This window comes from Clostridium sp. YIM B02555 (genome assembly GCF_022320955.1).
Lineage (GTDB): Bacteria > Bacillota > Clostridia > Clostridiales > Clostridiaceae > Clostridium > Clostridium saccharoperbutylacetonicum.
On sequence record NZ_JAKJJY010000010.1, the window covers coordinates 123,397 to 135,832 of the forward strand.

Sequence of the window (12,436 nt, forward strand, 5' to 3'; positions counted from 1 at the left end):
TATATTTACTCATATATTACTTTTAAACTAATACCCACGAATTAATCTTTGACGACATTCTGCTCTTTGCCGAGGAGACATTCTTAATATATTCATCTCCATCCATTTACGCTGCTTAAGAGAAAATCTATCTCCAAAGAAAAGCATAAACTGATTATCATAAACTTCACCTATTAATCCATAAGTTGATTGAGTAAATTTAATAAAACCTAATGTTTCCAATAAAGCTGTATCATGAAGATAAATTCCTTTAACTTCATCAAATAATTTTAAATCTAACTCTCTTTCTAGCTTACCTGCTAATAGATTATGTTTTGATTCACCACACTCATAAAAATTTCCATCTCTTGATAACCAACCACATATACCTGACTCATTCATTCTGTTTAATAGGATAGATACATATTAACTGCAAAATAATTTTAGTTATATCTTCCTATTTTACACCTCACTTCCTTTGTATAACTCATTACAATTATAATTGATTTTTATGCGAATAGCTATATTAATAGCATCAAATTGAAATTATACAACTTAATTGAAATTACACTAAAAGATAACTAAGAAATGAAAAGTTAATTGAAAATTAATAATTGAACATCGCTAATTAAAATTTATATAATTTAAAAATGCAACCAAAATTATGGCTGCATTTTGAGAGAAATTTAATTTTAGGTTAAAGGGTGTTAGTTCTATGGGATAAGATTATATTAACATATTGTCTATAAATAATCTATATCTTTTGATAATAATTATCCCAATAATTTCCGACAATATTTATGTTTTTTTAGAAAAATAATATTTTAATTAAAATTTCTTACAAAATTATTTTCTCGCACAATTTGATGTTTTTTCATTTAATATTTCTAAACCATGATGCAATTCTGTAATAATATATTCAAGACACTCAGTAACCGCTTTTGGACTTCCAGGTAGATTTATGATTAATGTACTTTTACGAATCACAGCTGCTGCACGGCTTAACATAGCTCTTTTTGTAAACTGCATGCTATAAGCACGCATAGCTTCAGGTATGCCTGGAACTATCTTTTCGCCTATTGCTAATGTTGCCTCTGGCATACAATCCCTTGGTGAAAACCCTGTTCCACCTGTAGTTAGTATAAGATCTGCAATGTTTTCATCACAGATTTTTTTCATTTCTGCGCTTATAAGATCTTTTTCATCTGGTAATAATACTGTATAAACAACTTCATATCCATTTTCTTCAACTATATTTCTAATAACTGGTCCACTTTTATCTTCTCTTTCTCCTCTATATCCACTATCGCTTGAAGTTATAATTGCTACTCTAAACATATTAACTCATCTCCTACTTTAATCTTTCCACCATGAATTACTTTTGCAAAAACTCCTTCTCTAGGCATGATGCAATCCCCAACTCGCTTATATATTTCGCAGTGAGCATGACATTCCTTCCCAACTTGTGTAAGCTCTAAAACAACCTCATTACATTTAAATATTGTTCCAATTGGTAAAGTTTTAAAATCTATTCCCTCAACTAATATATTTTCTCCAAAAGCCCCATCTTCTACAGCTCCGCCTCTTTCATTAAAGTCAAGCACTTTATTATATGACAACAAGCTTACCTGTCTATGCCAGTTTCCACCATGTGCATCATTTTCCAAACCAAACCCCTCTATAATATTGCATTCTCCAATATTCTTTTTTTCAGTTCCCCTTTTTTCACTTATACATATAGCAATAATTTTCCCCATCTTCGCTTCCTCCAAATCTATAATATAGTCCATATTTTAGCCACCTATTTGAGACATAATATTTTCTTCAAACTTTTCACTGCTATTTAAATCTAAAAATCTATTTTCTTTTGGCTTATCATAAATTACTTTTCTAATTACTTCCATAAGTTCGTCGTCACTTTTTCCATTTCTTATAATAGATTTAAGATCTTGTCCTTCATTAAATTGAAGACATGCTTTTAAAAATCCATTAGATGTTAGCCTAACTCGGTTACACGTATCACAGAACTTATGATTAACTGCACTGATAAAACCTATCTTTCCTTGAAAATTATCTAAAGTATAATATTTACTAGGTCCATTTCCTATAGATTTATTATACGGTATAAGTTCTCCATACCTCCCATTAATCATCTTCTTGATTTTATCTTCGCTAATTCCATTTATTTTTTTACCAAATCCAATCGGCATTAATTCTATAAATCTAATATGTATATTTTTATTTTGCGCTAACTTAATTACATCCAAAATTCCTTTTTCATTAAATCCTTCTATTGGAACACAATTTATTTTCACCGCAATATCTTTATATTCTAGGACTTTATTTATACCTCTGATAACCTTATCAACATTCCCTACACGTGTAATATTTTTATATGTATTTTTATCTAATGAATCTATACTTACATTAATTGCATCAATTCCTGCATCGGCCAATGCGTCCATTTGTTCTTCTAACAAAATGCCATTAGTAGTTAATGTAATATTATTAATACCTTTTATGTTTTTAATTCCTTTAATCAACAATGCTAAATCCTTCCTTACTAAAGGTTCTCCTCCAGTAATTTTAACTTTACTTATTCCAATTTTAGCAAACTTTTCACACAAATGAATTATTTCCTCATAAGATAATATCTCTTTAGACTCCAAGCACTTTATTCCTTTTTCTGGCATGCAATAAATGCATCTTAAATTACATCTGTCAGTAACTGAAATTCTTATATAATCAATTTTTCTATTATAATTATCAAACATATTATGTCACCTCCATTTCCCTGTTTATTACTTTATAAAATAACGGAAGTATTAAACATATTACTTCATATATTTTAATTGGAATCATTATTTATAATCCTAATATTCATATAGTTAAATATCTCTTCAATAATTTTCTCTATATCATTAATATCAACAGTATTGATTCCATCAAAACCACAAGTTAAATTTGTTGCTATAGCAATTATTGTTTCTTTCTTACAGACATAACTTCTTGAAATTTCTTCTCTTACAACCTCTATCTTTGGATAATTTGAGAATTTAAATCCTTCTAATAAAATAAAGTCTGCTTCTTTAAAATTCTTTATTAATTCTTTTTCTGTAATACTATTTTGCTCTTTGATTATCATAAACTTTGAATTAGAAAATACTGCAGTTCCATAGGCTCCTGCTTCTTTATGCCTAAAAGAATCAGTGCCTGGTACATCTCCTTCAAAATCATGTCCATCATGTTTTATTGTTGCTACCTTATACCCTAAAGTAGTTAACTTAGTAATAAGCTTGGTTACTAAGGTTGTTTTTCCAGAATTTTTAACGCCACTTATTGCTACTATAAAAGGTTTATTTTTCATTTAAAAAGTCTCCACTTTTTCCACCAGTTTTCTTCAATAAATGTATATCTGAAATCTCCATAGTCTTATCTATAGCTTTACACATATCATAAATTGTAAGAAGTGTAATATTAACACCAGTTAAGGCTTCCATTTCAACTCCAGTTTTTCCTTCAACTTTAACAATACAAATAGCTTCAATGTAATTTTTTTCTTTATTTATATCAAAATCAACTGAACACTTGCTAATCATAAGTGGATGGCACATTGGAATTAAATCTGAAGTTCTTTTAACTCCCATTATTCCAGCGATTCTTGCTACTCCAAGTACATCACCTTTTTTTACTGTTTGATTTAAAACCGCATCCATCACTTCACTGTTAACATAAATCTTCCCTTTTGCTATAGCTGTTCTTTCTGTAACATTTTTTTCTGAAACATCCACCATAATAGCATTTCCCTTTGAATCGAAATGATTAAACTTATTTTCCATTATTACACTTCCTTTGAAATATATTTATCTATAATATAATAATATCAATTTTATCACCTTTACTCAATTTTTTCGTTCCTTTTTTAACGTCTATTAAACAGTTGCACCCAACCATAGACGCAAGCATCCCTGATGAATGTTTATTTTCAAGGAATTTAACCTTTCCATTATTAAAATAAGCACGTATAAACCTTCTTTTTGAACTAGGTTTATTAAATTCATCTTCCATAATTCCATTAACATGAACAGGCTTCAAATTTTTATTGCCACATAATTTAGCTAAAAGTGGTCTTCCTAAAAGTTCAAAAGTTGTAAGAGCTGCAAAAGGATTTCCTGACAGTGATAATATAGGTTTATTTTTATACAATGAATACATAGCCGGAGTTCCTGGTTTTAGATTAACCTTCCAAAAAATCCTATTTGCTTCTATTAATTGGATTACATTATGTAAAATATCTTTTTGCCCTACAGAAACACCTCCTGTAGTTATTATCAAATCCATATCATTGATAACTTCATTTATTCTTTTTCCTACTTTTTCAGGACTATCTTCAATAATTTCTGCAATAACTGGTCTTATTCCTAATTCCTTTAATCTAGAATATATTAAATGAAGGTTGCTATCATAAATTTTACCTTTCATTAATTTTTGTCCTGGTATTCCAATTTCATCTCCAGTAACAATTAAACCTACCTTAGGGGTAACTTTAACTTTAACCTTTGAAACACCCATACTTGATAGTATTCCTTGATGAACATAGGTAAGCTGTTGCCCTTTTTCTATTAATAAATCCTGTTTCTTTATATCTTCACCAGAAAAACAATAGTTATCATATTCACAAAGCTCTTCGTAAATTTCAACTTCATCTTCACCATAATCAGTGTTTTCTTGTCTTATAACACAATTTGCTCCTTTGGGAATTTTAGCGCCTGTCATAATTCTAATAGCTTCTCCTCTTTGAAGCTCTCTTTCACTATACCCACCTGCAAATATACAATCTACAACTACTAACTTTTTTATGTTTTCTCTACTAGCTCCCTTTGTATCCTGAGCTATCAATGCATATCCATCTAAAGGCGATCTATCAAAAGGTGGATTGTTCATAGGCGCATAAATATCTTCAGCAATTATTCTTCCAGCTGCATCAATTAATTCAATTTCTTCAGTTGCCTGAGTTTCTTTAACACTCTCAACAATTAACTCTACAGCTTTTTCAAGTTCTATATTGAGCATAAACTAAACACCCTTTCCAAATCCACAATTAGGATATATACATACTTTGCAGCTAAGACATAATCCACCATGTCCCATTCTTGCTATATCTTTTTTTGATATCTTAACTCCTGCTGCTATCCTTGGTAATACTAAATCAAAAATAGTTGCTTTAGCATACATTACACAACCAGGTAAGCCAACAATAGGGGTTCCATCTTCAAAATAACCAATTAAGAACATAGCTCCAGGTAAAACAGGTGCACCATAGGAAATAATTTTTGCGCCACTATCTCTAACTGCACTTGGCGTTAAATCATCTGGGTCTACACTCATTCCGCCAGTGCAAACAATAAAATCTGAACCATTTCGCTTAAGTTCTAAAATAGCATCAACTATCATTTTACTTTCATCATTAACTATTTTATGTCCGCAAACAGTAATATTATATTGTTTAAGTTTATCAATAACTACAGGCGTAAAAGTATCTTTAATTCTTCCATGATAAACTTCGCTACCTGTTGTAACTATTCCTGCTTTCATTTCTCTAAATGGTAATAATTCCATAAGAGGGTTATTTTCGATAATTTCTTGAGCACGCTTTAACTTAGCTTCTTCAACAACTAACGGTATAACTCTTGTACCAGCTAATTTATCTCCTTTTTTCACTGGATAATTTGTATGTCTTGTCGCAATCATAATTTCATCTAATTCATTTATTTTATCTAATCTATCTACATCTACTCTAAATAAACCATCTATATCAGCAATTAATTCAATCTTACCTTCTTTAACTTCTGAAGGCTTTATATTATCATTTTTACACAAATCATATAAAATTTCTGCCGCTTCATTTTCATGAAGCATTCCTTCATTTTTTTCCCAAACATACAAATGTTCTTTTCCTATAGATAGTAATACTGGAATATCTTCTTCTCTTACTGTATGCCCTTTTTTAAAAGCCACATCCTTAACTACATCTTTTATTATTCTTGTTATGTCGTAACAAATTATGTGTCCTACGGCATCAACAGTAGCTATTTTCTTCATATAAAACCTTCTTTCTAATATGAATAAGTCATGATGAATTCTTCATATTTCATATTTCATCTTTTATAATCTAATATCTCATAGACCTCTCGCATCTCTGAAATTATATATTTTCTATGCATTAAAAAAGCTGTATTATTTCAACCGTACAAAATTAGGTATGAAAAATACAGCTTTATACTATTAGTATTTTGCTCTAAATATCAATCATTATTTACAAAAATAGAATAATCTATTCTTGTAAATAACGCTCCTTCTCTAATACGGAAGGCTAGATGGTTTCCCACGTAACCCAGAAAGCGATAAGCTTAAGGATATTTTCATTCCTATTCTTATTTCACTTTGGCGCAATATCCTAGACTAAATTAACCCTTAGATATTTTTGCACGGAGATTATTTAATTATATTTATAGTTATTACCATATAGATATCCAAATTAATAATCAAACTTATAAATAGAATATGCATACATTCTTGAGAAATTCAAATTACAATACTATACTAGAAATCCGATGCATTTTTCTGGAGCAGGCATGTGAAATTGAGCTGACAAAGATTGTTAAGCAGAGAACCCAAATCTGTGATTTGGTGTGAATCGCTTACTCAGCGAACGAACGTGAGTCGAGTTTCCTCTATGGCTTGTTCCATTTATAGCTTGTCATAAATTTACTTTAGGAACAAGCTAAAATGGCGATAAGCTCCAATTTAGAAGCTTCCAGCGAAAATTTCACTAGTCCTGTAGAAGACAAATGTATTGGATTTCGGTAATTTTCGCTTAAGTCTAATTCCCGCGTTGGATATCTATAAGACTTTTAGTTTATTATAGTCATTTATATCATTAATGTTATCCAAAATATTTTCACTAAAATTGTTTTCTGATAAAGATATAATTTTTGTGTTTGAGCGCTTAATTAAATTCAAAAGCTTATAATCCTCTTCCGTTATCATTTCTTCAATTTTACCTAACAAAGCTTTAGAATATATTCCACCCAAAGGATAAATTCTACCTTTTATATCTTGAGTCACAATACATTCAATATCCTCTGTTAGTGAATCACAAACAAAGTTTATGAATTCCCTATTTATCTTAGGCATATCACATGCAGTTACAAAAATATATTTTTCCTCAATTGATTTTAAGGCTGAGTATATTCCCCCTATTGGGCCTATATCCTTATACATATCTTCAATTAAAGTAAAGCTTAAATGTTTATATCTCTCTTTTTCATCTACAGAAATATAAATATTATCAAAGCCAGCAAACCTATCGGCTATACTTTCAATAAAACTCTTATTTTGAAATTTTAGAAAAGCCTTATTATTGCCGTTCATCCTCCTACTTTTTCCACCTGCAAGAATTAATGCTCCAATATCCATATGAACCACCCTCAGCTATTTTATAAATATTCTTTTTTAGTTTTATTTTATATTAAGTTCATTGTCATATGCAAATTCAAAATTATCTTTGATGTTGAAAAAGTCTGAATAATCTATTTTAAAGATTGTTTTTTTAACCTTTGAAATATCAATTTGATTCTTAATTAATTGAGTTAAAATACCTGCATAAGATAAATCTCCTTGAATTATTGCTCCATAAATCTTACCGTTCTTATGTATGATCTTCTTATAATTTCCTTTATTATCACTTTCAATGTCTACTGTGTAAGTTTCATCTACTGGTTCATTGATTCCAAGTGACATTGTTGGAATTCCTAAAAAGTTCATAGTGGATTTACTAGCAAAGAAGTCTGTCATCTCACTTTTAACTCCTACCATATTATTTGCAGCAATGATTCCTTCTTTTACAGCTGTCGGCCAAATAGGATTTCTTCCAGTAACATCCCCTGCACCATAAATATCTTCACAATTTGTTTGCCCAAAAGTATTTATCAGTAATCCAAATTTATCTGTTTCAATACCTGATCCTTCTAAAAAACTTATATTCGATCTAACACCAGCTGCAACTATTAATAAATCACAAGGTATTTTTTCACCACTTGTTAATAATATTTCAGTAATTTCTCCTTCTTCATTAACAATAAGTTCCTTTATACCTTTTTCATAATATTGTTTTACACCCTTCTTTTCAAAACCTTGTTCATAAGCTAATGCTGCCTTTTTATCAAGCTGTATTGAAAGCATATGATCTTTCATTTCAACAAGAGCAATATTTTTACCTGTATGCGTCAAGCCAGAAATAACATCTATTCCAACAAGACCCGCTCCCATTACTACAATATTATTCCTTGTTTTTGACATTTCCATGATTTTTTCACAATCATCAAAATTACGGAAACCAATAGCATTTTTTGCAGTTTTTAAATTTGGTATAGGTGGAAAGAAAGTATTAGCACCTGTTGCTATAAGAAGCTTATCAAACTGAAATTCTTCACCAGTTGAAACTATAACTTTTTTTTCATTTACATCTATTCCAGTAACTTCAGTTCCCTTTATCCAATTAATTTTATTCTTGTTTATAAAATCATCTTCAACAAATTCGAGTTTTTTTACATCTCGAATTCCTTCCATATAATGATGAAGTATACATCTTGAGTATATTTTATCATCTTTTGATATTAATGTAATTTCAGCTTCTTTATCTAAATTCCTAAGCTCTCTAACTCCATTAACTCCTGATGCTGAAGCACCTAAAACAACATACTTCATAAGACTATCCTCCTGTATTCCTTATTAGTACATAAAGATTATTAATCTCTACGTCTCCTCTAGGGTTATTGCTGCCATTGGACATTTTTCAACGCACATTGGCTTTGGCTCATTATCTTGACTGCGATGTACACACATATTACATTTCATTATTTCTTTATGCTCAATTCTATCACTTTTTAACACTCCATAAGGACATGCCATAATACACATATAGCAACTTGCACAACGTTCTTTATCATATTCAACATAACCAGTTTCTCTATTTTTGGACATAGCTCCTGTCATACATGTATACACACATTCAGGTTTGTCACAGTGACGGCAGAAAATAGGAGCTGCCTTTGAGCTACTATCTATAGTAACTCTGTTTCTTGAATCGCAGCTTTCATGGCTTACAACACAAGCAGTAACACAGGTTAGGCATCCAATACATTTACTTCTGTCAATTTTAATTCTTTTCATGATTACATGCCCCCTTCAATTTTACTTACATTGATAGGAGTTGTTTTATAAGATGGCTCTTTTGAATAAGGATCATACAATGAAGGAGTTAAATTGTTACATTCTAAATAATGTATAGGTGCATATACTTCATCATATCTAACCATGTCTGTAAGCTTAACTTTAAATTCTGAAGAATGTCCATTTATGGATGAAACTTTAATTAAATCATTTTCCTTTATATTCATTTCTTTAGCTAATTTAATATTCATATAAAGATATGCTTCTTTAGCACTAACATCTTCTATAAATGCAACTTCCCTAGTACGAGTTTGTGTATGCCATTGTCCAACACTTCCTCTTCCTGTATTTAATATAAAAGGAAATTCTTTTGTAGTTGGAAGTGGATTCTCACGTACTTCTTCAAATATAAATTTTGCTTTCTTTGATGGAGTATAATATTTATTATCTTCAAACAAACGTCTAAAGTCGTCTTTAAGAATTTCACCTTCTCTAAAAGGCCATTGAATTCCTTTTGAATTTACTAAACCATCATAAGTAACACCTGTCATATCACATGGCATATTTCTTGAACATTCTTTCATTAAATTAAATGCATCTTTTGGTGTTTTCCATTTATCAAGAAGACTTCCCATCCCTAAGGCTTTTCCAATACCATAAATCACTTCATAATCGCTCTTTTCATCTTCTGTTTTTTCAAGGGCTGGACGCATTGCTGATATACGTCTTTCAGTATTTACATATGTTCCCTCTTTTTTTATACCTGGAACAACTGGAAGATAAATATGACAATCTTCTGAACTATCCGTATCTCCATAAATATCTTGAACAACAAAGAATTCTAATTTTTTCATAGCTTCTTTAAAGGTTTTATTGTTTGTCCATGAATGACGTGGGTTTGTACAAATTACCCATAGACCTTTAATTTCTCCAGAAATTATTTTTTCAATGATTGCATTATAAGTAATTGTTGGCTTAGCAGCCAGGTAAGACTCATGAACTCCAAGTACTTCGGCCACTCTTTCACGTCTAGCCATATTATCAAAATCTCCACCACCATATAAAACAGCAGTATTACTATATGCACGTGAACCCATTGCATTACATTGGCCAGTAAGAGAATTAGCACCTGTGCCTGGTCTTCCTATATTTCCAGTCATCAACGCTAAGTTGATAATAGCCTGCGCTGTTCTAACAGCTTCATATCCTTGATTAACCCCCATTGTCCACCAGAAAGATACTCTCTTTCCATTATGTATAAGTTCTACAAGTTCTAAAATTGAAGCTTCGCTAAGTCCAGTTATACTTGCAGCATTTTGCGTAGTATATTGCTTAACAAATTCCTTAAATGCCTCAAAGCCTTCCGTATAATTAGCTATATATTCATTACTAATATAGGAATTTTCAATAAGCTTATTAGCTATAGCATAAAGTAGATATAAATCAGTTTTTCCTTTTAGTCCATACCAATAATCTGCGTTCTGAGCCGTTTCTGATTTTCTTGGATCAATAACAATTAATTTTTTCTCATTATTGCTTCTAATTTTATCCCACAATATAGGATGGGCTATTACTGGATTAGCCCCAATTAATATAATAGTATCAGATAGTTCTGCATCCTTGAGAGTATAAGGAGGTGCATCAAACCCAAAACTTTGTTTATGAGCAACTACAGCTGTAGACATACATAATCTAGTATTACCATCTACATTTGTTTTTAAATAATTTCTCATAACATTACCAAAAATTGCGAATTCCTCTAAAGTTAATTGTCCAGTACTTATACCTGCAATACTTTCTGTTCCATACTTTGCTTGAAGATCTATAAACTTATCAGCCACAATTTTATATGCATCATCCCAAGGTATTCTCTTAAAAGACCCATCTTCTTGTTTTATTCTAGGCAAAGTTGAATCTGTTATTATCGTTTGCTGTTTATCTAAAGATAATCCTTTAATACAAGAAAATCCATTATTTACTGGATAATCTTTAGTTGGTACAACCTTAACTATTTTATTCTCCTCAACATAAAAGTCTAAATTGCAATCTAAAGCACAATAATTACACGTGGATTGAACTTTTTTCATAACTATATCCTTCCTTTCTTAAGTCATAAAAGGTCATTAAGGCATTTATTTTAAGATTGTGTTTATACTTAAAAGATAATACTCTTGATTCTAAATAGTTATCAAAGTTTAATCAATTTGAAACACACTTTAATTCAAAAATGCTTAACCGTTGTTAATAGAATTAAAATTAATTCCACTCCAATATACGCAATCTTTTTTGATTGTTTTTGGTCCTAATTCAACTCCATCAAGTGCCCATTTTTTGTATTCTTCAAAGCCAACTCTATCGATAATATATCCAATATGCTCTTTCCTGCCAGGAGCATCTGGATCAATATATTTTTCAACAAATTTATAAGTATTTAATATTATTTTTGTGATTGTTTCTTCATCCGTCCAAATTAAAAAGTCTTCTGCTAGTCTTGGATTTTTCTTTCCAGTTCTACCCATAATAGCTAACTTATAATACCTCTCTTTACTTCTAGTCCATGCTCTAGTTGGACATTTAGTTATACAAACACCACACCCTACACATTTTTCTGTATTTCTAACAACTTTATAATTTTCAAAGGATAAAGCTCCTACAGATAATTTTTTACATGCCTTAATACAAGCTCCACAGCTAATACATCTATCTGCTTCATATTGAGGTTCAGTCATTCCGATTATTCCAAAATCTTGGGTTCTAGCTTTAGCACAATCATTTGAACATCCTGTAATTCCAACTTTAAAATGTAAATCATTTGGGAAAATGGCTTTATCTATTCTTTTTGCTACATCTGTAGTATTAAAATTAGCAAAAGGACAAACTTTATTACCAACACAAGCTGAAATGTTTCTTGTTCCAGATGCTTCATATCCATTTTCAGTATCAACTTGATTTATTTCTAAACCTTCAATAATACGCTTTAAAAGTGCATTTACTGCATCCATATCTTCAAAACTTATTCCTTCTATTTCAAAGCCTTGTCTTGAAGTTAAATGAACTATTCCATTACCATACTTCTCTGCAATTTCTTGCACCATACCAAGAATTTCAGCTTGTAAATCTCCACCAGGAACTCTGATTCTTGCAGCAGTAACACCTCTAACCTTTGTAACTCTAAAAGCATTCTTTTTAAGTTTCTTTGTATTTATATCCATGCATTTCTACC

Annotated in this window: 13 protein-coding genes and 1 riboswitch; all 13 genes read right to left on the minus strand. The window is 30.4% G+C overall.

The annotated features are described in order from the left end of the window. Positions 1-27: 27 nt before the first annotated feature. Positions 28-381 carry a hypothetical protein gene (locus L3B98_RS15435; RefSeq protein WP_015393104.1) on the minus strand — a complete coding sequence of 118 codons (354 nt, stop codon included), beginning with the start codon at positions 379-381 and terminating at the stop codon, positions 28-30. A 444-nt stretch (positions 382-825) separates the two neighbouring features. Continuing rightward, entirely contained in the window at positions 826-1,317 is a 492-nt protein-coding gene (locus L3B98_RS15440) for a MogA/MoaB family molybdenum cofactor biosynthesis protein (RefSeq protein WP_077363203.1), read from the minus strand. Further along, the gene (locus L3B98_RS15445) at positions 1,305-1,736 is read right to left on the minus strand and encodes an MOSC domain-containing protein (protein WP_026106386.1); all 432 of its coding nucleotides are present in this window, start codon (positions 1,734-1,736) and stop codon (positions 1,305-1,307) included. Before L3B98_RS15445 ends, L3B98_RS15440 begins: the two co-directional genes overlap by 13 nt. Before the next feature lie 36 nt (positions 1,737-1,772). Beyond that, positions 1,773-2,753, minus strand: a complete 981-nt coding sequence (moaA, locus tag L3B98_RS15450; protein ID WP_238917387.1) for a GTP 3',8-cyclase MoaA — start codon at positions 2,751-2,753, stop codon at positions 1,773-1,775. Between the two features lie 74 nt (positions 2,754-2,827). After that, positions 2,828-3,346, minus strand: a complete 519-nt coding sequence (gene mobB, locus L3B98_RS15455) for a molybdopterin-guanine dinucleotide biosynthesis protein B (RefSeq protein ID WP_015393100.1) — start codon at positions 3,344-3,346, stop codon at positions 2,828-2,830. After that, complete coding sequence (gene moaC, locus L3B98_RS15460; protein ID WP_015393099.1) at positions 3,336-3,818, minus strand: cyclic pyranopterin monophosphate synthase MoaC; 483 nt, start codon at positions 3,816-3,818, stop codon at positions 3,336-3,338. Before moaC ends, mobB begins: the two co-directional genes overlap by 11 nt. Positions 3,819-3,846: 28 nt before the next feature. Further along, on the minus strand, positions 3,847-5,052 hold the full coding sequence (glp, locus tag L3B98_RS15465; RefSeq protein WP_238917388.1) for a gephyrin-like molybdotransferase Glp: 1,206 nt from the start codon (positions 5,050-5,052) through the stop codon (positions 3,847-3,849). Between the two features lie 3 nt (positions 5,053-5,055). Then, positions 5,056-6,081: a molybdopterin-binding protein gene (locus tag L3B98_RS15470; protein ID WP_238917389.1), complete on the minus strand. Its 1,026-nt coding sequence runs from the start codon at positions 6,079-6,081 to the stop codon at positions 5,056-5,058. 234 nt (positions 6,082-6,315) lie between these two features. Continuing rightward, positions 6,316-6,485: riboswitch (molybdenum cofactor riboswitch) on the minus strand. A gap of 397 nt (positions 6,486-6,882) precedes the next feature. Further along, positions 6,883-7,458 carry a molybdenum cofactor guanylyltransferase gene (locus L3B98_RS15475; RefSeq protein ID WP_238917390.1) on the minus strand — a complete coding sequence of 192 codons (576 nt, stop codon included), beginning with the start codon at positions 7,456-7,458 and terminating at the stop codon, positions 6,883-6,885. Positions 7,459-7,500: 42 nt separating this feature from the next. Continuing rightward, positions 7,501-8,748: an FAD-dependent oxidoreductase gene (locus L3B98_RS15480; protein WP_238917391.1), complete on the minus strand. Its 1,248-nt coding sequence runs from the start codon at positions 8,746-8,748 to the stop codon at positions 7,501-7,503. A gap of 48 nt (positions 8,749-8,796) precedes the next feature. Beyond that, a complete protein-coding gene (locus L3B98_RS15485) occupies positions 8,797-9,213 on the minus strand; it encodes a 4Fe-4S dicluster domain-containing protein (RefSeq protein WP_238917392.1) in 417 nt (138 codons plus the stop codon). 2 nt (positions 9,214-9,215) lie between these two features. After that, positions 9,216-11,300, minus strand: coding sequence for a molybdopterin oxidoreductase family protein (locus L3B98_RS15490; RefSeq protein WP_238917393.1), 2,085 nt, complete (start codon positions 11,298-11,300; stop codon positions 9,216-9,218). A 144-nt stretch (positions 11,301-11,444) separates the two neighbouring features. Beyond that, complete coding sequence (asrC, locus tag L3B98_RS15495) at positions 11,445-12,425, minus strand: sulfite reductase subunit C (protein WP_238917394.1); 981 nt, start codon at positions 12,423-12,425, stop codon at positions 11,445-11,447. Between the last annotated feature and the right edge of the window lie 11 nt (positions 12,426-12,436).

What these genes read in the sequence shown, in the direction of transcription:
- L3B98_RS15435 (WP_015393104.1), bottom strand. Translation starts at nt 381, where the DNA reads ATGAATGAGTCAGGTATATGTGGTTGGTTATCAAGAGATGGAAATTTT.
- L3B98_RS15440 (WP_077363203.1), bottom strand. Translation starts at nt 1,317, where the DNA reads ATGTTTAGAGTAGCAATTATAACTTCAAGCGATAGTGGATATAGAGGA.
- L3B98_RS15445 (WP_026106386.1), bottom strand. Translation starts at nt 1,736, where the DNA reads ATGGGGAAAATTATTGCTATATGTATAAGTGAAAAAAGGGGAACTGAA.
- moaA (WP_238917387.1), bottom strand. Translation starts at nt 2,753, where the DNA reads ATGTTTGATAATTATAATAGAAAAATTGATTATATAAGAATTTCAGTT.
- mobB (WP_015393100.1), bottom strand. Translation starts at nt 3,346, where the DNA reads ATGAAAAATAAACCTTTTATAGTAGCAATAAGTGGCGTTAAAAATTCT.
- moaC (WP_015393099.1), bottom strand. Translation starts at nt 3,818, where the DNA reads ATGGAAAATAAGTTTAATCATTTCGATTCAAAGGGAAATGCTATTATG.
- glp (WP_238917388.1), bottom strand. Translation starts at nt 5,052, where the DNA reads ATGCTCAATATAGAACTTGAAAAAGCTGTAGAGTTAATTGTTGAGAGT.
- L3B98_RS15470 (WP_238917389.1), bottom strand. Translation starts at nt 6,081, where the DNA reads ATGAAGAAAATAGCTACTGTTGATGCCGTAGGACACATAATTTGTTAC.
- L3B98_RS15475 (WP_238917390.1), bottom strand. Translation starts at nt 7,458, where the DNA reads ATGGATATTGGAGCATTAATTCTTGCAGGTGGAAAAAGTAGGAGGATG.
- L3B98_RS15480 (WP_238917391.1), bottom strand. Translation starts at nt 8,748, where the DNA reads ATGAAGTATGTTGTTTTAGGTGCTTCAGCATCAGGAGTTAATGGAGTT.
- L3B98_RS15485 (WP_238917392.1), bottom strand. Translation starts at nt 9,213, where the DNA reads ATGAAAAGAATTAAAATTGACAGAAGTAAATGTATTGGATGCCTAACC.
- L3B98_RS15490 (WP_238917393.1), bottom strand. Translation starts at nt 11,300, where the DNA reads ATGAAAAAAGTTCAATCCACGTGTAATTATTGTGCTTTAGATTGCAAT.
- asrC (WP_238917394.1), bottom strand. Translation starts at nt 12,425, where the DNA reads ATGGATATAAATACAAAGAAACTTAAAAAGAATGCTTTTAGAGTTACA.